Source organism: Citrobacter sp. Cpo074, from assembly GCF_030332745.1.
In the GTDB taxonomy this organism is placed as follows: domain Bacteria; phylum Pseudomonadota; class Gammaproteobacteria; order Enterobacterales; family Enterobacteriaceae; genus Citrobacter; species Citrobacter portucalensis.
This window is the reverse complement of record NZ_JAOWHG010000034.1, coordinates 90,918-111,149: the sequence shown is the minus strand read 5'-3', so window position 1 is coordinate 111,149 and position 20,232 is coordinate 90,918. Positions and strand designations below refer to the sequence as shown.

At 53.7% G+C, this 20,232-nt stretch carries 15 protein-coding genes and 3 tRNA genes; 10 read left to right on the top strand and 8 right to left on the bottom strand.

All coding sequences use genetic code 11. The annotated features are described in order from the left end of the window. Positions 1–170: 170 nt before the first annotated feature. From ptrA to recD, 3 genes are read left to right on the top strand one after another with little or no spacing between them, the layout of a single operon-like run. Positions 171–3,059: a pitrilysin gene (gene ptrA / locus OGX83_RS18680; protein ID WP_286588877.1), complete on the top strand. Its 2,889-nt coding sequence runs from the start codon at positions 171–173 to the stop codon at positions 3,057–3,059. Then, positions 3,052–6,597: an exodeoxyribonuclease V subunit beta gene (gene recB / locus OGX83_RS18675; RefSeq protein WP_286588875.1), complete on the top strand. Its 3,546-nt coding sequence runs from the start codon at positions 3,052–3,054 to the stop codon at positions 6,595–6,597. The genes ptrA and recB overlap by 8 nt, the downstream gene beginning before the upstream one ends. Beyond that, a complete protein-coding gene (recD, locus tag OGX83_RS18670) occupies positions 6,594–8,423 on the top strand; it encodes an exodeoxyribonuclease V subunit alpha (RefSeq protein ID WP_153752328.1) in 1,830 nt (609 codons plus the stop codon). The genes recB and recD overlap by 4 nt, the downstream gene beginning before the upstream one ends. A 97-nt stretch (positions 8,424–8,520) precedes the next feature. Here recD and argA read toward each other — a convergent pair whose 3' ends face one another. Beyond that, complete coding sequence (gene argA, locus OGX83_RS18665) at positions 8,521–9,852, bottom strand: amino-acid N-acetyltransferase (protein WP_079934181.1); 1,332 nt, start codon at positions 9,850–9,852, stop codon at positions 8,521–8,523. A 235-nt stretch (positions 9,853–10,087) separates the two neighbouring features. On the opposite strand from argA, the gene amiC reads away from it, so the two are divergent. Next, entirely contained in the window at positions 10,088–11,341 is a 1,254-nt protein-coding gene (gene amiC / locus OGX83_RS18660) for an N-acetylmuramoyl-L-alanine amidase AmiC (RefSeq protein WP_048215635.1), read from the top strand. 74 nt (positions 11,342–11,415) lie between these two features. On the opposite strand, the gene OGX83_RS18655 is transcribed toward amiC, so the two are convergent. The 3 genes from OGX83_RS18655 to OGX83_RS18645 all read right to left on the bottom strand — a co-directional run bounded on the left by OGX83_RS18655 (position 11,416) and on the right by OGX83_RS18645 (position 11,831). Further along, positions 11,416–11,492 (bottom strand) — tRNA-Met (locus OGX83_RS18655). A gap of 33 nt (positions 11,493–11,525) precedes the next feature. Beyond that, positions 11,526–11,602 (bottom strand) — tRNA-Met (locus OGX83_RS18650). 152 nt (positions 11,603–11,754) lie between these two features. Then, positions 11,755–11,831: transfer RNA gene (locus tag OGX83_RS18645), tRNA-Met, on the bottom strand. A 205-nt stretch (positions 11,832–12,036) separates the two neighbouring features. Here OGX83_RS18645 and mltA point away from each other — a divergent pair. Both mltA and tcdA read left to right on the top strand, forming a co-directional pair. After that, on the top strand, positions 12,037–13,134 hold the full coding sequence (gene mltA / locus OGX83_RS18640) for a murein transglycosylase A (RefSeq protein WP_008785702.1): 1,098 nt from the start codon (positions 12,037–12,039) through the stop codon (positions 13,132–13,134). A gap of 108 nt (positions 13,135–13,242) precedes the next feature. Next, a complete protein-coding gene (gene tcdA, locus OGX83_RS18635) occupies positions 13,243–14,049 on the top strand; it encodes a tRNA cyclic N6-threonylcarbamoyladenosine(37) synthase TcdA (protein ID WP_286588871.1) in 807 nt (268 codons plus the stop codon). Positions 14,050–14,126: 77 nt separating this feature from the next. On the opposite strand, the gene csdE is transcribed toward tcdA, so the two are convergent. Together csdE and csdA are read right to left on the bottom strand one after the other, a co-directional pair. Further along, positions 14,127–14,573 carry a cysteine desulfurase sulfur acceptor subunit CsdE gene (gene csdE / locus OGX83_RS18630; protein ID WP_048236692.1) on the bottom strand — a complete coding sequence of 149 codons (447 nt, stop codon included), beginning with the start codon at positions 14,571–14,573 and terminating at the stop codon, positions 14,127–14,129. Continuing rightward, positions 14,573–15,778 carry a cysteine desulfurase CsdA gene (gene csdA / locus OGX83_RS18625; protein WP_239605546.1) on the bottom strand — a complete coding sequence of 402 codons (1,206 nt, stop codon included), beginning with the start codon at positions 15,776–15,778 and terminating at the stop codon, positions 14,573–14,575. Before csdA ends, csdE begins: the two co-directional genes overlap by 1 nt. Before the next feature lie 192 nt (positions 15,779–15,970). Here csdA and OGX83_RS18620 point away from each other — a divergent pair, with 192 nt between their 5' ends. From OGX83_RS18620 to rlmM, 4 genes are all read left to right on the top strand, one after another. Continuing rightward, the gene (locus tag OGX83_RS18620) at positions 15,971–16,198 is read left to right on the top strand and encodes a YgdI/YgdR family lipoprotein (RefSeq protein WP_003825635.1); all 228 of its coding nucleotides are present in this window, start codon (positions 15,971–15,973) and stop codon (positions 16,196–16,198) included. A 365-nt stretch (positions 16,199–16,563) separates the two neighbouring features. Further along, entirely contained in the window at positions 16,564–17,481 is a 918-nt protein-coding gene (gene gcvA, locus OGX83_RS18615) for a glycine cleavage system transcriptional regulator GcvA (RefSeq protein ID WP_003034035.1), read from the top strand. A gap of 18 nt (positions 17,482–17,499) precedes the next feature. Beyond that, the gene (locus OGX83_RS18610) at positions 17,500–17,895 is read left to right on the top strand and encodes a DUF423 domain-containing protein (RefSeq protein ID WP_003034037.1); all 396 of its coding nucleotides are present in this window, start codon (positions 17,500–17,502) and stop codon (positions 17,893–17,895) included. Further along, positions 17,888–18,988 (top strand): 23S rRNA (cytidine(2498)-2'-O)-methyltransferase RlmM, encoded by a 1,101-nt coding sequence (gene rlmM, locus OGX83_RS18605; protein WP_003034040.1) that lies wholly within the window; start codon positions 17,888–17,890, stop codon positions 18,986–18,988. The genes OGX83_RS18610 and rlmM overlap by 8 nt, the downstream gene beginning before the upstream one ends. Positions 18,989–19,023: 35 nt before the next feature. Here the strand turns inward: rlmM and fucR are convergent, their stop codons facing one another. Then, the gene (gene fucR, locus OGX83_RS18600) at positions 19,024–19,752 is read right to left on the bottom strand and encodes an L-fucose operon activator (RefSeq protein WP_003825642.1); all 729 of its coding nucleotides are present in this window, start codon (positions 19,750–19,752) and stop codon (positions 19,024–19,026) included. Between the two features lie 57 nt (positions 19,753–19,809). Next, a complete protein-coding gene (fucU, locus tag OGX83_RS18595; protein WP_008785698.1) occupies positions 19,810–20,232 on the bottom strand; it encodes an L-fucose mutarotase in 423 nt (140 codons plus the stop codon).

The following is a 20,232-nucleotide window of genomic DNA, read 5'->3' as shown; positions in this document are numbered from 1 at the left end:
AAAAATTGCGCAATTCGATGGCTTCCACTATGATGCGCATTCTGTCACGGACTGATTCTTACAAAGAGAAGATGCTGGCTCGTTCAGCACATAGTCTTGCCCTGTTCAGATCATGTATTTATGCGTGGTTTGTAGTGAACAGGTGAATTCGTTAATGATGAGGTTTGTGAATGCCCCGCAGCACCTGGTTCAGCGCATTACTGTTGTTCGTCGCCCTTTGGGTTCCCGTAAGTCAGGCAGATACCGGTTGGCAGCCTTTAGCTGAAACCATCCGTAAAAGCGATAAAGACACCCGTCAGTATCAGGCCGTGCGCCTTGATAACGGCATGGTTGTGCTGCTGGTATCCGATCCTCAGGCCGTGAAATCCCTTTCTGCACTGGTAGTCCCCGTGGGCTCGCTGGAAGATCCGGACGATCATCAGGGACTGGCGCACTATCTCGAACACATGTGTCTGATGGGCTCGAAAAAATACCCACAGCCGGACAGCCTGGCTGAATTCCTGAAAATGCACGGCGGTAGCCACAATGCCAGCACAGCGCCTTATCGTACGGCCTTCTATCTTGAAGTCGAAAACGACGCACTGGTGGGGGCGGTGGATCGCCTGGCGGATGCTATTGCCGATCCATTGCTGGATAAAAAATATGCCGACCGCGAGCGTAACGCGGTTAACTCCGAGCTGACGCTGGCGCGTACCCGAGACGGGATGCGTATGGCGCAGGTGAGCGCTGAGACGATCAACCCGGCGCACCCAGGTTCGCGTTTCTCTGGCGGGAATCTTGAGACATTAAGCGATAAACCGGGCAACCCGGTGCTGCAAGCATTACAAAAATTTCATGAAAAGTACTACTCTGCGAACCTGATGAAGGCGGTGATTTATAGCAATAAACCGCTGCCAGAGCTGGCGCGGATAGCGGCTGACACCTTTGGGCGCGTACCGAACAGGAATATCGCAAAGCCTGAGATTACCGTCCCGGTCGTCACTGATGCGCAAAAGGGCATCATCATCCACTATGTTCCGGCAATGCCGCGTAAAGTATTGCGCGTCGAGTTTCGTATCGATAACAACAGCGCGCAGTTCCGCAGTAAAACCGATGAACTGGTGACCTACCTGATTGGCAATCGTAGCCCGGGCACTTTGTCTGACTGGCTGCAAAAGCAGGGCCTGGTTGAAGGTATTCGCGCAGACTCCGATCCGGTGGTCAACGGGAACAGCGGCGTATTAGCCATTTCCGCGACGTTAACCGACAAGGGGCTGGCGAACCGCGATGAAGTTGTCGCGGCAATCTTTAGCTACCTCAATTTGTTACGCGAGAAAGGTGTCGATAAACGCTATTTTGACGAGCTGGCGCACGTGCTGGATCTCGATTTCCGTTATCCCTCCATCACCCGTGATATGGACTATGTGGAATGGCTGGCTGATACCATGATCCGCGTTCCTGTCGAGCATACGCTGGATGCGGTGAATATTGCTGATCAGTACGATGCGAAAGCCGTTGAGCAACGTCTGGCAATGATGACGCCGCAGAATGCGCGTATCTGGTATATCAGCGCGAAAGAGCCACATAATAAAACCGCTTATTTTGTCGATGCGCCTTACCAGGTGGATAAAATCAGCGACAAAACCTTTGCCGACTGGCAGCAAAAAGCGCAGGGCATTGCGCTGTCGTTACCGGAGTTGAACCCCTACATTCCGGATGATTTCACGCTGATTAAGACGGATAAAAAATACGCTCACCCAGAGCTGATCGTTGATGAGCCGGATTTACGCGTGGTGTATGCCCCGAGCCAGTATTTTGCCAGCGAGCCGAAGGCTGACGTCAGCGTGATCCTGCGTAACCCGAAAGCCATGGACAGCGCCCGCAACCAGGTCTTATTCGCACTTAACGATTACCTGGCAGGGATTGCGCTTGATCAGTTAAGTAACCAGGCATCGGTAGGTGGAATTGGTTTCTCTACCAACGCTAACAATGGGTTGATGCTTAACGCCAACGGCTACACCCAACGTTTGCCGCAGCTTTTTCAGGCGCTGCTGAGCGGCTATTTCAGCTATACCTCAACGGACGAACAGCTGGAACAGGCGAAATCCTGGTATGCCCAGATGATGGATTCCGCAGAAAAGGGTAAAGCTTACGATCAGGCTATTATGCCGGTGCAGATGCTTTCTCAGGTGCCGTACTTCTCCCGCGACGAGCGACGTAAGCTGCTGCCTTCCATCACCCTGAAAGAGGTGATGACCTACCGCGACGCCTTAAAAACCGGTGCGCGACCTGAATTCCTGGTCATTGGCAATATGAGCGAAGCTCAGACGACGAGCATGGCGCGGGATATCCAAAAACAGCTTGGTGCGAACGGGTCACAGTGGTGTCGCAACAAAGATGTGGTTGTGTACAAGAAGCAGTCCGTCATCTTTGAAAAAGCAGGCAGCAGCACGGATTCAGCGCTGGCCGCGGTATTTGTACCAACCGGATACGATGAATACGCCAGTTCAGCCTACAGCGCTATGTTAGGTCAGATTGTTCAGCCGTGGTTCTACAATCAGCTGCGTACTGAAGAACAGTTAGGCTACGCCGTATTTGCTTTCCCGATGAGCGTTGGCCGTCAGTGGGGAATGGGGTTCCTGCTGCAAAGCAGTGATAAGCAGCCGTCTTACCTCTGGGAGCGTTATAAAGCGTTCTTCCCGACGGCGGAAGCGAAGCTGCGGGCGATGAAACCTGAAGAGTTCGCGCAAATTCAGCAGGCGATTATTGCGCAAATGCTGCAGGCGCCGCAAACGCTGGGGGCAGAAGCCTCACAGTTAAGCAAAGATTTTGATCGCGGCAATATGCGCTTCGATTCACGTGATAAAATAGTGGCTCAGATTAAACTGCTGACGCCGCAAAAACTTGCCGACTTCTTCCATCAGGCGGTGGTTGAGCCGCAAGGCATGGCGATATTGTCACAGGTTTCCGGCAGTCAGAATGGGAAAGCAGAATATGTGCACCCGGAAGGCTGGAAAGTGTGGCAGACCGTCAGCGCGTTGCAGCAAACCTTACCCCTGATGAGTGATAAGAATGAATGATGCCGCTGAGTCCCTTGATCCACTGCGCTTGCCCCTGACGGGCGAGCGCCTGATTGAAGCCTCTGCGGGCACCGGTAAAACCTTTACCATCGCCGCCCTGTATTTACGTTTACTGCTTGGACTGGGCGGCTCTGCCGCCTTTCCTCGTCCTCTGACCGTCGAAGAACTGCTGGTGGTCACCTTCACCGAGGCGGCTACCGAAGAGTTGCGCGGTCGAATTCGTAGCAATATTCATGAACTGCGAATTGCCTGCCTGCGTGAAACCACCGACAACCCGCTATATGCCCGTTTGTTAGATGAAATTGCCGATAAAAAACAGGCCGCGCAGTGGCTGCTATTGGCTGAAAGACAGATGGATGAAGCGGCGGTGTTTACCATCCACGGCTTTTGTCAGCGTATGCTCAGTCTCAATGCCTTTGAGTCAGGCATGCTGTTCGAACAGCAGCTGATAGAAGATGAATCGCTGCTGCGCTATCAGGCCTGCGCGGACTTCTGGCGTCGGCACTGCTACCCGCTGCCCCGCGACATTGCGCAGGTGGTTTTTGAAACGTGGAAAGGACCGCAAGCGCTGCTGAGAGATATCGATCGCTATCTGCAGGGGGAAGCGCCGGTTATCAAGGCGCCACCGTCTGATGACGAAACGCTGGCCTCCCGGCATGAACAAATTCTCGCGCGCATTAACCAGATCAAGCAGCAATGGCGTGATTCTGTTGATGAGCTGGATGGCCTGATGGAAGCCTCCGGAATTGACCGGCGTAAATTTAATCGCGGTAATCAGGGCAAGTGGTTCGAAAAGATCAGCGCGTGGGCGCAGGAAGAAACACAAAGTTACCAGCTTCCTGACGCGCTGGAGAAATTCTCACAGCGTTTTCTGGAAGAGCGAACCAAAGCGGGCGGGATAACCCCTCAGCACCCGCTGTTTGTCGCTATTGATGAACTGCTTAGCGAACCGTTAACTCTCCGCGATCTGGTGATCACCCGGGCGCTGGCGGAGATCCGCTCGGCAGTTGCCGAGGAAAAACGTCGCCGCGGCGAGCTGGGTTTTGACGATATGCTCAGCCGTCTGGATGCGGCGTTGCGCAGTGAAAGCGGCGATGCGCTGGCGACGGCTATTCGTACTCGTTTTCCGGTCGCCATGATCGATGAATTCCAGGATACCGATCCGCAGCAGTACCGTATTTTTCGTCGGATCTGGCAGCATCAGCCGGATACCGCACTGCTGCTAATTGGTGATCCGAAACAGGCAATTTACGCGTTTCGCGGCGCGGATATCTTCACCTATATGAAGGCGCGCAGCGAAGTCAGCGCACACTATACGCTTGATACCAACTGGCGTTCGGCCCCCGGCATGGTCAATAGCGTGAATACGCTTTTCAGCCAGATGGACGACGCCTTTATGTTCCGCGAAATCCCTTTCAGCCCGGTAAAATCCGCAGAAAAAAACCAGGCGTTACGGTTTGTTTTGCACGGCGAAACGCAGCCAGCTATGAGTATGTGGCTGATGGAAGGAGAAAGTTGCGGCGTAGGCGATTATCAGAGCTACATGGCCCAGGTGTGCGCCACACAAATTCGCGACTGGCTTAAGGCCGGGCATTCTGGCGCAGCGCAACTGGTCAGTGGCAAAGCATCCAGCCCGGTACGCGCGTCAGATATCAGCGTACTGGTGCGAAGCCGCCAGGAGGCGGCGCTGGTCCGTGATGCGCTGACGCAACTGGCCATTCCCTCTGTCTACCTCTCCAACCGTGACAGCGTATTTGAAACACTGGAAGCGCAGGAGTTGCTATGGGTGCTGCAGGCGGTGATGACGCCGGAACGTGAGAACACGTTGCGTAGCGCGCTGGCGACCTCAATGATGGGGCTGAATGCGCAGGATATTGAAGCGTTAAATACCGACGAGAATGCTTGGGATGCGGTGGTCGAAGAATTCGACGGCTATCGTCAGATCTGGCATAAACGCGGCGTGATGCCGATGCTACGTGCGCTGATGACGGCTCGACAGATTGCAGAGAACCTGCTGGCGACGGCGGGAGGCGAACGTCGACTGACCGACATTTTACATATCAGCGAACTGTTGCAGGAAGCGGGCTCGCAGCTGGAAAGCGAGCATGCGCTGGTGCGCTGGTTGTCCCAGCATATTCTTGAACCCGACAGCAACGCGTCCAGCCAGCAGCTCAGGCTTGAAAGCGACAAGCATCTGGTCAAAATCGTCACCATCCATAAATCGAAAGGGCTGGAGTATCCGCTGGTCTGGCTGCCGTTTATCACCAATTTCCGCGTTCAGGATCAGGCTTTCTACCACGATCGTAGCTCTTTTGAAGCCGTGCTGGATCTCAGCGATGCTGAGGAGAGCGTTGAGCTAGCCGAAGCAGAGCGTCTGGCGGAAGATCTGCGTTTGCTGTATGTCGCGCTAACCCGTTCGGTATGGCATTGCAGCCTTGGCGTTGCGCCGTTGGTACGACGTCGGGGCGATAAAAAAGGGGATACCGATGTGCATCAGAGTGCCCTTGGTCGCCTGTTGCAAAAAGGTGAGCCGATGGATGCCGTGGGTCTGCGTAGCGCGATTGAAGCGCTTTGCAGCAATGATATTGCTTGCCAGACACCCGCGCAGCCTGACGGTGAACCCTGGCAGGTTGCGCAGGCTGTTAGCAGCGAACTGAGTGCTAAAATACTGCAGCGTAAGCCCGGCGATAGCTGGCGCGTGACCAGTTATTCCGGTCTGCAACAGCGTGGACAGGGTATCGCGCAGGATCTGATCCCACGACTGGATATCGATGCCACAGGCGTCGGCGAGGTTATTGAAGAGTCAGGGCTTACACCGCATCAGTTTCCGCGCGGCGCTTCGCCGGGTACATTCTTGCATAGCCTGTTTGAAGACCTCGATTTTACGCAACCGGTGGATCCGCATTGGGTCGAGGAGCAACTGGCGTTGGGCGGTTATGACGCACACTGGACGCCGGTTTTGACCGAATGGCTGGACGCCATTTTGCAGGCGCCTCTCAACGAGACTGGCGTGAGTTTGAGCCAGCTATCCGCGCGTGAAAAACAGGTGGAGATGGAGTTTTATCTGCCGATTTCGCAGCCGTTGATGGCCAACCAGCTTGATGCGTTAATTCGCCAATACGATCCGCTCTCGGCGGGGTGCCCTGCGTTGGACTTTATGCAGGTTCGCGGCATGCTGAAAGGCTTTATTGACCTGGTATTTCGCCACCAGGGGCGTTATTACCTGCTCGATTACAAATCGAACTGGCTGGGTGAAGACAGCTCCGCCTATACGCAGCAGGCAATGGCCTCTGCCATGCAGGCGCATCGCTACGACCTTCAATACCAACTTTATACCCTCGCGCTGCATCGCTACTTACGCCATCGCATTGCTGATTACGATTATGAACGCCATTTTGGCGGCGTTATCTATCTCTTCCTGCGCGGCGTTGACAGTGAAAATCCGCAGCAGGGAATTTACGCGACCCGACCTGACGGAGAGTTGATTGCGTTGATGGACGAGATGTTTGCCGGTGCGGTGCAGGAGACGATGCTATGACAATCCAGAAACGATTTCTGGAGGCTGTTGAGCAAAAACAGCTCCGGCCTCTGGATGCTCAGTTCGCGCTGGCGGTTGCCGGAAATAACAACCCTGCCGTTGCGCTGGCTGCGGCGTTGCTCAGTCGTGAAGCGGGAGAAGGGCACGTCTGCTTACCGCTTTCACGGTTATCTCTGAGCGAGGACGCGCATCCTCTGTTAAGCGCCTGGCTCGCTGAAACGGGCGAGCCAGAAGACTGGGCGGAATGTCTGCTGGCTTCCAGTGCGGTAAGCCGTGGCGAGCAACCCACGCCGCTGGTGCTGTACGGCGATCGCTTGTATCTGAACCGGATGTGGCACAACGAACGTACGGTGGCTCGCTTTTTCAGTGAAGTGAACCACGCCATTGAAGTGGATGAACAACGGCTGACCCACACGCTGGCGGCGCTGTTTCCGCCATCGGAGGGGGTTAACTGGCAAAAAGTAGCCGCTGCTGTTGCGCTCACCCGCCGGATATCGGTGATCTCCGGCGGACCGGGGACGGGAAAAACGACAACGGTCGCAAGGCTGCTGGCGGCGTTGATTCAAATGGCCGACGGTGAGCGCTGTCGTATTCGACTGGCGGCGCCAACGGGAAAAGCGGCTGCGCGCCTGACCGCCTCACTGGGAGCGGCGTTACGAGAGCTACCGCTAACCGATGAGCAAAAGAAACGCATCCCCGATGACGCCAGTACGCTGCATCGATTATTAGGCGCTCAGCCTGGCAGTCAGCGCCTGCGTCATCATGCGGGAAACCCGTTGCATTTGGATGTGCTGGTGGTGGATGAAGCCTCGATGATTGATTTGCCGATGATGTCGCGCCTTATCGATGCGCTGCCGCCGCACGGACGGGTGATTTTTCTGGGCGATCGCGACCAGCTCGCTTCCGTCGAAGCGGGGGCCGTGCTGGGGGATATCTGTGCTTTCGTCGGTGACGGGTTTACCCCGGAACGCGCCCGCCAGCTCAGTCGCCTGACCGGGAGTGCTATTCCTGCCGGTTCGGGAATTCAGGCAGCAGCGTTGCGCGACAGTCTGTGCCTGCTGCAAAAAAGCTACCGTTTCGGCAGCGATTCCGGAATCGGTCAGTTGGCTGCGGCGATTAATCGCGGCGACAAAACTGCGATAAAAACGGTGTTCCAGCAGGGATTTAGCGACATCGAAAAACGCACGCTACACAGCAGCGAGGATTATGCCGCGATGCTGGATGAGGCGCTGGCGGGATATGGGCACTACCTGGATTTGTTGCACGAGGGTGCGGAGCCGGGGGCTGTCATTCAGGCCTTCAATGAGTATCAACTGCTATGCGCCCTGCGGGAAGGTCCGTTTGGCGTTAGTGGTTTGAATGAACGCATTGAGCAGGTGATGGCGCAAAAACGTAAAATTCATCGTTCGACGCATAGCCGCTGGTATGAGGGAAGGCCGGTGATGATCGCGCGCAATGACAGTTCGCTGGGATTATTTAACGGTGATATCGGCATTGCCCTTGACCGTGGACAGGGCCTGAGGGTGTGGTTTGCGTTGCCGGATGGTTCTATCAAATCGGTGCAGCCCAGCCGCTTGCCTGAACATGAAACCACCTGGGCGATGACGGTGCACAAATCGCAGGGATCTGAGTTTGACCACGCGGCGTTGATTTTACCCAGCCAGCATTCACCCGTGGTTACCCGCGAGCTGGTCTATACCGCCGTTACCCGCGCGCGCCGCCGCCTGTCGCTGTATGCCGATGAGCGGATATTGAGCCGCGCCATTGCCACCCGCACTGAACGCCGCAGCGGACTGTCAGCATTATTTAATGACGGCATGATGTAGATGTAGGCCGGATAAGCGTCAGCGCCATCCGGCCTAAAAAAGATGTGCCAGCGATGTAAGCCGGATAAGGCTGTTATGCTGCATCCGGCAACGACTCTTACCCCAAATCCGCCATCAGCACTTTTGACCGCCGCTGATAGTTGTACATCTCTTTCTTGCTTTCCGGCAGCAGGTCGATATCCACTGGCGTGAAGCCGCGCTCCTGGAACCAGTGGATGCTGCGTGTGGTTAACACAAACAGCTTGCTCAACCCCATTTGCCGGGCCTGCGCGGCGATTCGTTCCAGCAACACTTCCCCGCGTGACGAGCTACGGTAGTCCGGATGTACCGCCACACACGCCATTTCGCCAATTCTCTCTTCCGGGAAAGGGTACAGAGCGGCACAGGCGATGGTCAGGTTATCACGCTGAATAATCGTGAATTTGTCGATCTCCATTTCCAACTGCTCGCGCGAGCGGCGCACCAGAATACCTTGCTGCTCCAGCGGGCGGATAAGCTCCAGAATCCCGCCGATATCGTTAATGGTAGCGCGACGGATCTGCTCGGCGCTTTCCATTACGATCTGCGTACCGATCCCGTCGCGGGAGAACAGTTCCTGCAGCAATGCACCATCTTCCTGATAACTGATCAGGTGACAGCGACGTACGCCACTGCGACAGGCCTTCACTGCCCCACGCAGGAAGCGCACCGTGCCGGAGCTGTAATCGCCTTTCTCTTCCTGCAACTCAACGCGAGCCTGAGCTTCGTTAGGAAACAGCTCGGAAATAATATCGCCGTCATCGTTGGTGACACCCTGAGAGGAGCAAAAGCCGATCATTTTCTCGGCCTTCAGTTTGATAGCCAACTGCGTGGCGACCTCTTCTGACGTCAGGTTAAAGCTCTCACCGGTGACGGAAACGGCGACCGGGCCCATCAGCACAATTGCGCCGCTGTCTAACTGGCGGTGAATGGCCTCTTCATCAATACGACGAATACGCCCGCTATGGCAGTAATCTACGCCGTCATCAACGCCCAGCGGCTGAGAGATAATAAAATTACCGCTGACCACATTGATGTGAGCACCCTGCAATGGCGTATTATTCAGGCTCATCGACAGGCGGGCGGTAATATCAAGCTGAAGTAAACCCGCAGCCTGTTTGACCAGCTCCAGCGTTTTAGCGTCGGTAACGCGCGTATTTTTGTGGTACACCGGCTCATGATGATGCGCCGCAAGATTGGCATCAATCTGCGGTCGTGCGCCATAGACCACGACCAGGCGGATGCCGAGGCTATGAAGAAGCCCAATGTCATTGACGATACTGGAAAAGTTTTCATGCTCGATAGCTTCGCCGCCCAGCATAATGACAAACGTTTTTCCCCGATGGGTATTGATATAGGGAACAGAATGGCGGAATCCCTGTACCAGTTCGGTTCTACGCTCCTTCACCACGGCACACCCTCATTGCATGATTATTCGTAATTTGTGTATTTTTATTCTGTTTTTGCGCTGTGCGCAAGCGTAATTTTTACCCATGCCGAAGATTTTTCTCAGTAATGCCGTGAATATAAAAAGAATGTTTACCCTTTTATAGATGACAGATTATGCGTCATTCGCTAAAGTTTCCGGTCAATTCGGACGTTTTACGTATTACCTCTAAAAAAGATTTCTTTTGCTCGGGAGAAGCATGTCGGGATCCAATTCAGCAATCAGTCGCCGCCGTTTATTGAAAGGTGCGGGTGCTATGTGGCTTTTGAGCGTCAGCCAGGTGGGTCTGGCGGCCGTGAGTCAGGTCGTTGCCGTACGTATCTGGCCTGCGTCCAGCTACACTCGCGTCACGGTAGAATCTAACCGTCTGCTGAAATACAAACAGTTTGCCCTGAGTAATCCTGAGCGTGTGGTTGTGGATATTGAAGACGTTAATTTGAACTCGGTGCTCAAGGGCATTGGGACGCAGATTCGTCCTGACGATCCGTATATTAAGTCGGCGCGCGTTGGTCAGTTTGATCCAAAGACCGTGCGGATGGTGTTCGAGCTGAAACAGAATGTGAAGCCGCAACTTTTTGCGCTGGCTCCGGTGGCAGGCTTTAAAGAACGTCTGGTGATGGATCTCTATCCCGCGAATGCCCAGGACGTTCAGGATCCGCTGCTGGCATTGCTGGAAGATTACAACAAGGGCGATCTGGATAAACAGGTGCCACCTGCACAAAGTGGCCCGCAGCCGGGTAAAGCGGGGCGCGATCGTCCCATTGTCATTATGCTCGATCCAGGCCACGGCGGAGAAGACTCCGGTGCGGTGGGGAAATACAAGACGCGTGAAAAGGATGTGGTGCTGCAGATTGCCCGCCGCCTGCGAGCCCTCATAGAGAAAGAGGGCAACATGAAGGTCTTTATGACACGAAATGAAGATATCTTCATTCCGCTTAAAGTCCGCGTGGCGAAAGCGCAGAAGCAGCGTGCTGACCTGTTTGTCTCTATTCATGCCGATGCCTTTACCAGTCGACAACCCAGCGGTTCGTCGGTGTTTGCGCTCTCGACCAAAGGCGCGACAAGTACCGCCGCGAAATATCTGGCGCAGACCCAGAACGCCTCGGATCTCATTGGTGGCGTCAGTAAGAGCGGTGACCGCTACGTCGACCACACCATGTTCGACATGGTGCAGTCGCTGACCATCGCCGACAGCCTGAAGTTTGGTAAAGCGGTATTGAGTAAGCTTGGCAAAATCAACAATCTGCACAAGAACCAGGTTGAACAGGCCGGGTTTGCGGTGCTAAAAGCGCCGGATATCCCGTCTATTCTGGTCGAAACGGCTTTTATCAGTAACGTTGAGGAAGAGCGCAAACTCAAAACGGCGACCTTCCAGCAGGAAGTTGCAGAGTCGATTCTGGCAGGGATTAAAGCCTACTTTGCCGATGGGGCGACGCTGGCGAGAAGGGGATAACAAAAAAGCGCTGAAAAGCGCTTTTTTTATGGGCGACAGAAACAAAAAAACACCCGTTAAGGTGTTTAATGTGTTGGTTGCGGGGGCCGGATTTGAACCGACGACCTTCGGGTTATGAGCCCGACGAGCTACCAGGCTGCTCCACCCCGCGTCACCGTACTGCTTATATTTTATCAAATTTGATTGGTTGCGGGGGCCAGATTTGAACTGACGACCTTCGGGTTATGAGCCCGACGAGCTACCAGGCTGCTCCACCCCGCGTCCGTCTTTTTGCTTCGTATTTCAAACCACATCAGCGTTGGCTTTCCTCGTTCACCTCAGTCACTTACTGGAGTAAGCTCCTAAGGATTCACTGCGTCGCCGCCTTGCTGTGATTCGAACTACTTTGCAAAAATCTTACATCAAATTTTAATTGGTTGCGGGGGCCAGATTTGAACTGACGACCTTCGGGTTATGAGCCCGACGAGCTACCAGGCTGCTCCACCCCGCGTCCGTGGATGCGCACTATACTCTGCTCGCATTTTCATGCAACCCTTTTTTCACCTTGATCACATTTTTAGGGTGAAAATGAACAAAAACAACGCATTCTGGATTATTTTTTGCTCAAAATTTGCGTTCGGGTATGTATACGCATTTCATTAGGTTCGGGGGTTTGTTATCTTCGTCTCGCATTCAGGCAACATAAGACGAGAACAATGAAAGGACGTTGGGCAAAATATCTTCTGGCGGGAGCTGTAGTCGCGATGCTCGCCGCGTGTTCCTCAAAACCCACCGATCGTGGGCAGCAGTATAAAGACGGGAAATTTACCCAGCCTTTCTCACTGGTGAACCAGCCTGATGCGGTTGGCGCGCCAATCAATGCCGGTGATTTCGCCGAGCAGGTTAATCAAATTCGCAGCGCTTCGCCACGTTTGTACGGCAACCAGAGCGACGTCTACAACGCTATCCAGCAATGGTTACGTGCGGGCGGTGATACGCGCAGTATGCGCCAGTTTGGTATTGATGCCTGGCAAATGGAAGGGGCGGACAACTACGGTAACGTCCAGTTTACTGGTTACTACACACCGGTTATCCAGGCGCGCCATACGCGCCAGGGCGAGTTTCAGTATCCTATCTATCGCATGCCGCCAAAACGTGGGCGCTTACCCTCTCGTGCCGAGATCTACGCGGGCGCACTAAGCGACAATTATATTCTGGCATACAGTAACTCCCTGATGGATAACTTCATTATGGATGTTCAGGGCAGTGGTTACATCGATTTTGGCGATGGCAGCCCGCTCAACTTCTTTAGCTATGCCGGGAAAAACGGCCACGCCTATCGCAGTATCGGTAAAGTGCTTATCGACCGTGGCGAAGTGAAAAAAGAAGATATGTCGATGCAGGCTATTCGCCACTGGGGTGAAACGCACAGCGAAGCCGAAGTGCGTGAGCTGCTGGAGCAGAACCCATCGTTTGTCTTCTTTAAACCGCAATCTTTTGCTCCGGTGAAAGGGGCCAGCGCGGTGCCGCTGATTGGCCGCGCGTCCGTAGCTTCTGACCGTAGTATCATTCCTGCGGGCACAACGTTACTGGCGGAAGTCCCGTTACTGGACAATAACGGCAAGTTTACCGGCCAGTACGAACTGCGCCTGATGGTGGCGTTAGATGTGGGTGGGGCTATTAAAGGGCAACACTTCGACATCTATCAGGGTATTGGCGCTGACGCCGGACACCGTGCCGGGTGGTATAATCACTACGGTCGCGTATGGGTACTAAAAACAGCGCCGGGTGCGGGTAACGTGTTCAGCGGTTAATTGCCGGATAGCGCTTCGCTTATCAAGCCTACATTATTGAGTAGGCCTGATAAGGCGTAGCCGACATCAGGCAGTCAGACTGCTCGGTATTAATGAATTTGAGGTTCTATGTTTGTGGTTATTAGCGATGCCTGGCGCCAACGTTTTGGCGGTACGGCACGTCTGTATGGCGAAAATGCGTTGCAGCTGTTTGCCCAATCGCACGTTTGCGTGGTTGGGATTGGCGGAGTAGGGTCATGGGCGGCGGAAGCGCTGGCGCGAACCGGTATTGGCGCTATCACACTCATCGATATGGATGATGTGTGCGTCACCAATACAAACCGCCAGATCCATGCGCTGCGTGATAACGTCGGTCTGGCAAAAGCTGAAGTGATGGCGGAGCGTATCCGACAGATTAACCCGGAGTGCCGGGTGAACGTGGTCGATGATTTTGTTACGCCAGATAACGTTGCTGAATATATGAATGCGGGATTTTCGTACGTCATCGATGCGATTGATAGCGTGCGCCCAAAAGCGGCACTGATCGCGTACTGTCGGCGTAACAAAATTCCGCTGGTGACCACCGGTGGTGCGGGCGGACAGATCGATCCTACGCAGATTCAGGTCGTTGATTTGGCAAAAACCATCCAGGATCCGCTGGCGGCCAAGCTACGTGAGCGGCTGAAAAGCGATTTTGGCGTGGTGAAAAACAGTAAAGGCAAGCTGGGCGTGGACTGCGTGTTCTCGACCGAAGCGCTGGTTTACCCGCAGGCGGATGGCTCGGTATGTGCGATGAAAGCGACGGCGGAAGGGCCGAAGCGTATGGATTGCGCGTCCGGGTTTGGCGCGGCCACCATGGTGACAGCCACCTTTGGCTTTGTTGCTGTCTCCCATGCGCTGAAGAAGATGATGGCGAAGGCCGCGCGTCAGGCCTGATTGTGTCGGATGTTGCTGTGCTTATCCGACCTACAGTTCGTGCAGTGTTGTAGGCCGGATAAGACGTATCTGCGTCGTCATCCGGCTTTCTGGGCCGCCTCGAGAATCGCCTCGTTCAGAGCATGTAGTCCCTGGCTACGCGAGGCGCTGAGCTGAGCGCGTAAACCCAGTTCGTCAAATAACGCCATCGGAGAACGCGCCAGTAACTCGGCTGCCGTTTTACCTTCGACCGCGGTGAGTAATACCGCCAACAGTCCACGTACTATTCGACCTTCGCTGTCGCCGAAGAAATGCAGAGTGCCATTCTCATGAAGAGTATGCCCCAGCCAGACGCGGTTTTCGCAGCCCGCAATTTCTTTGGCCTGCGCCTTTAGCGCATCCGGGAGTGCCGGCAACTGCTTACCCAGCAGAATCAGCTGGCGATATTTATCTTCCCACTGAGTAAGCGGGATAAAGGTATTGCGTAACGTCTCTTCGGTTACGGTTGTGCCAAACGGGTGTCCGGCGAACTGAGGGCTTGTCATTAATCCACCAATATTTCCAGCGCGCGGTCGACGGCTGCGACCAACGCATCCACATCGCTTTGGGTATTATAAGGGGCAAATGAGGCGCGTAGTGTTCCGGATACGCCAAGTTCCGCCAGCAGCGGTTGTGCGCAGTGTTGCCCCGCGCGCAGCGCAATGCCATATTCGGCCAATAGAGTGACCATATCGCTGTGATGAACACCCGCGAAATCAAAGGCTAACAGACTGGAGTCCTGGCAGCGGAAGGAACGAAAGCCAGGGCGTTTCGCCAGGGCATCTTCTGCCAGCGTCGCCAGACCCCGGCTCCAGTTTTCGGCCTGCGCAACGTCGACGTCCGCCAGCCATTCGAGCGCCGCGCTTAGCCCGATAACGCCTGCAACGTTAGGCGTACCGGCTTCCAGCTTCCATGGTGCGGGCTGAGTGGTGAAACCGTCAAAACTGACTTCGCTAATCATCTTACCGCCCCCAAGCCAGGGAGACATGGCTTCCAGCAGTTCCGGCTTACCGTACAGCACGCCAATACCGGTGGGGCCATATAGCTTGTGGCCTGAAAACGCATAGAAATCAATATCTAACTGCTGTACATCGGCAGGGTAATGCACAATCCCCTGGGCACCATCAACCATCACCACCATGCCAGCCGCATGGGCGAGCGTAATGGCGCGGGCCAGATCCGGGCAGCCACCGGTGACGTTCGACATTTGCCCGAGCGCCAGAATGCGGCTGCGCGGGGTGATGAGCTGCGTGAGGCGCTCAACGTCTGGCAATAAATGGGGGGTGAGTGGGAGTTTGACAACCTTAGCCCCCGTTTGCTCCGCGACCATCAGCCAGGGAACGAGGTTGGCGTGATGTTCCGCTGCGCTAACGATAATCTCATCACCCGGTTGAAGGCGTGGACGCGCATAGCTTTGGGCAACCATGTTGATCGCTTCCGTTGTGCCGCGGGTCCAGACGATGGTTTTGTCATCCGACGCATTAATCAGGTGTGCGACTTTTTCCCGCGCGGCTTCATAGCGTGCGGTCAGGCGCTGGGCTTCAGCAAACTGGCTGCGATGGACGTTCCCGGCACTCAGGCTATAAAACTGATGGGTAGCTTCAATGACCGCCTGTGGCTTTAGCGCCGTAGCAGCGCTGTCGAGATAAACGCCAGCATCGTTGAGTGCGGGAAATTGTGCGCGAAAGTGGGCGGGGTTAAAAGCGTTCATGGTATTCCTCAGTTCAGTAAACCGATCGTGGCGCAAAAAGGGCATTGATACAAGGGTTGTGCTAACCATCGGAATACTCTGGATATCCTGGCAAAGCCCGTTCAGTGTCTTATGCTAAATAGCGTTAGGCGAACAATTTTGCCTGTTACGGAGTATGTTTTTAATAGCATAAATCGCTTTAAGGAGAAGAAGATGAAAAAGACTGCCGCCATTATTTCTGCCTGTATGCTGACTTTTGCCCTGAGCGCCTGTTCTGGTTCGAATTACGTGATGCACACCAATGATGGCCGCTCAATCGTAGCTGATGGTAAACCACAGACCGATAATGAGACGGGGATGATTTCGTATAAAGACGCTAACGGCAACAAACAGCAGATTAACCGCACTGACGTGAAAGAGATGGTAGAACTGGAGCAATAACAGCCGGTCGGCCATCGACGAAATGTGGACAAAAAAAAGCACCGCAATTTGGCGGTGCTACATTAATCACTATGGACAGACAGGGTAAATGTACAGGAAGTGAAAAAGGGTAGCTTTGCTACCATGGTCTGAATCGCAGACCAATTGCAAACACAACAACACAACATCACAACCGTAAGCCAAAAGCCCACCAGAACACGCATTCCGATAAAACTTTTCGTTCCGGCTTCAGGAAGTGCCGCCACTATAGGTATTTGCTGGTAGAACCTCAACGGACAATTTATAATGGCTCAGATAAAAAAAACTAATAGGTTACGGCCTGTTAGCTAATTGTTAAATTCATTTAACATCAAAGCCTAAAAGTCATGTCAAAACGATTACCACCCTTAAATGCGTTACGTGTTTTTGATGCTGCAGCGCGTCATTTAAGCTTTACTCGCGCAGCAGAAGAGCTTTTTGTGACGCAGGCCGCAGTAAGTCACCAAATCAAGTCACTTGAGGATTTTTTGGGGCTAAAACTGTTTCGTCGACGCAATCGATCTTTGCTGTTAACGGAAGAAGGTCAAAGCTACTTTCTCGACATTAAAGAGATTTTTTCGCAATTAACCGACGCGACGCGTAAACTTCAGGCACGCAGTGCAAAAGGTGCGCTTACCGTTAGTTTATTGCCCAGTTTTGCGATCCAATGGCTGGTGCCCAGACTCTCTAGCTTTAACTCAGCTTATCCGGGAATCGATGTCAGGATCCAGGCGGTGGACCGTCAGGAAGACAAACTGGCTGATGATGTTGATGTGGCGATTTTCTACGGACGCGGCAACTGGCCGGGTCTGCGCGTTGAAAAATTGTACGCAGAATATTTATTGCCGGTCTGCTCTCCGCTGTTGCTTACCGGTGATAAACCGCTAAAGACACCGGACGACCTGGCAAAACACACTTTATTGCATGATGCGTCGCGGCGAGACTGGCAAGCCTATACGCGCCAGCTTGGCCTGAATCATATCAACGTGCAGCAGGGACCTATCTTCAGCCATAGCGCCATGGTGCTACAGGCTGCAATCCATGGACAGGGGATCGCGCTGGCTAACAACGTCATGGCGCAGTCCGAAATTGAAGCCGGACGTCTGGTCTGTCCGTTTAACGATGTTCTGGTCAGCAAAAACGCATTTTATCTGGTTTGTCATGACAGTCAGGCAGAACTGGGTAAAATAGCCGCCTTCCGTCAGTGGATTCTGGCGAAAGCGGCCACGGAACAAGAAAAATTCCGCTTTCGTTATGAACAATAATTTACGTAGGGTATTCAAATGACCAGCCGTTTTATGCTGATTTTTGCCGCCGTAAGTGGCTTTATCTTTGTGGCGTTGGGCGCCTTTGGGGCACATGTTCTGAGCAAAACCCTCGGTGTTGTTGAAATGGGGTGGATTCAGACCGGCCTTGAGTATCAGGCGTTTCATACGCTGGCTATCTTTGGCCTGGCCGTCGCCATGCAACGGCGCATTAGTATTTGGTTTTACTGGAGTAGCGTGTTTCTGGCATTAGGTACAGTGCTGTTTAGCGGCAGCCTGTATTGTCTCGCGCTCTCTCATTTACGCCTGTGGGCGTTTGTTACCCCTGTCGGCGGCTTCAGCTTCCTCGTAGGCTGGGCGCTGATGTTAGTGGGCGCTATTCGATTGAAACGTAAGGGCGTTAGCCATGAATAAGGTTGTATTGTTGTGTCGCCCAGGTTTTGAAAAAGAGTGCGCCGCAGAAATTACGGATAAAGCAGGACGCCGGGAAATCTTCGGTTTTGCCCGCGTGAAAGACAATGCGGGTTACGTCATCTTCGAATGCTATCAGCAGGACGATGCTGAAAAGTTAGTGAAAGAGCTGCCGTTTAGTTCGCTGATTTTTGCTCGTCAAATGTTTGTGGTGGGCGAGCTGCTGCAATACTTACCGCCGGAAGATCGTATTACACCGATCGTTGGCATGTTGCAGGGCGTGGTGGAAAAGGGTGGCGATCTGCGAGTAGAAGTTGCCGACACCAATGAAAGCAAAGAGCTGGTTAAATTTTGCCGTAAATTTACCGTACCGTTGCGTGCAGCGCTGCGCGAAGCGGGCGTACTGGCAAAGTATGAAACGCCAAAGCGTCCGGTGGTTCACGTCTTCTTTATCGCCCCAGGCTGTTGTTATACCGGTTATTCCTGGCCTGACAATAACTCACCGTTTTACATGGGGATTCCGCGTCTGAAGTTTCCAGCCGATGCGCCGAGCCGTTCAACGCTCAAGCTGGAAGAAGCGCTGCACGTGTTTATCCCTGCCGATGAATGGGATGAGCGTCTGGCGAACGGAATGTATGCGGTGGATTTAGGCGCCTGCCCTGGCGGATGGACCTATCAGCTGGTTAAACGCAACATGTGGGTTTATTCCGTGGATAACGGCCCGATGGCGCAAAGCCTGATGGATACCGGACAGGTCACCTGGCTACGTGAAGACGGATTTAAGTACCGTCCGAATCGCAATAACATTTCGTGGATGGTCTGTGACATGGTGGAGAAGCCGGCGAAGGTTGCCGCGCTGATGGCACAATGGCTGGTCAACGGCTGGTGTCGTGAGACGATCTTCAACCTCAAGCTGCCGATGAAAAAACGCTACGAAGAGGTATCACAGAACCTGGCTTACATTCAGGCCCAGCTTGATGAACATGGTGTAAATGCCCAGATTCAGGCGCGTCAGCTGTATCATGACCGTGAAGAAGTAACCGTTCACGTACGTCGTCTGTGGGCTGCCGTCGGCGGTCGTCGCGACGAGCGATAAGGCTACAACCCAGGCCGGATGGCGGCATAATTGCCCTATTCGGCCTGGATTGCTTCAATCAGCTGTGTATCTGAAACAATATGCGTCACATCATCCAGATGCCCAATTCTGGCCTCTCCCGAACGATTAAATTTACTTTTATCGATCAATAATAAAGACTGCGATGCACGCTTAAGCAGAATGGATTTGAAGTCTGCGTTGGTTGCATTTGAGTCCCAGAGCGCACCGTCGCTGTCGATCCCTTCGCAGGAAAAAATAAACAGGTCAATCTCGAGTGGTTTTAGCTGCGAGATAAGCGAGGGATTAACGTAGCAACCGTATTTGCGCTCAAGGCGACCGCCGGAGCTGATAAGCTGAATATGTTCACGTTTAGCCAATTCCTGGCAGATGGGCTGGCTGTTGGTAAAAACGTGAATGTTGATGTCCGGTAACTGTCGCGCAAGATACCAGCAGGTAGAGCTGGCATCTAAGGCAATCACCATACCTTCTTCGATCCATGCCAACGCTTCACGGGCGATATCCGCTTTGTGCGCATAGTGGCTTTTGAGTCGAATATGAAATGGGTCACCGCTGTCCTGATTTTCCCGGTGAATAACTTTGGCCCGACCGTGGTTGCGTAACACTTTTCCCTGGGTCTGTAACTCGCTGAGATCGCGGCGGATGGTCTCTTTGCTGACGTTAAGCTGCAAAGCCAGGGCTTCGGTTGTCAGGCTTTTGTGGTTAGTAAGCAGATCTACGATTGCCTGCTGGCGCGCCGCTTTCATGTTCTGATCCTCATCTTATGATGAATGCCCGTACCTGACGGGCATTCTGACCAGAGATTACGGCGTTACCCCTTTTTTTAAAAGAATATTCCCGTACTTTGCCCGCTCTCCTGTGATAACGATCGCAAACGCCTTTTGTGCTCGTTCGTAAAAGGCATAGCGGTCAATACGCGTGATGTCCGGGCAGGGGGTCTGTAATGAAAGTGCCTGACGATAGCGAGTCTCAACGTCAGGATCGAGAGTGTCGCCTTCAACCGCAGCCATCATCACCAGCGGTGGGGCGTAGCTGTCCAGTTCAAATAGCGGAATAAGCGCCCGCAGCAGATCGCTGACCAGCAGACCGTCAGCGCGGATGACCTGTGGCCCCATGCTGTTGGCCGGGAAGTGGGCATCGGAAAAGATAATCTCATCGCCGTGTCCCATTTCGGCCAGCACTTTCAGTAAGTCGGGGGAAATTAAGGGAGATATCGTTTTAAGCAT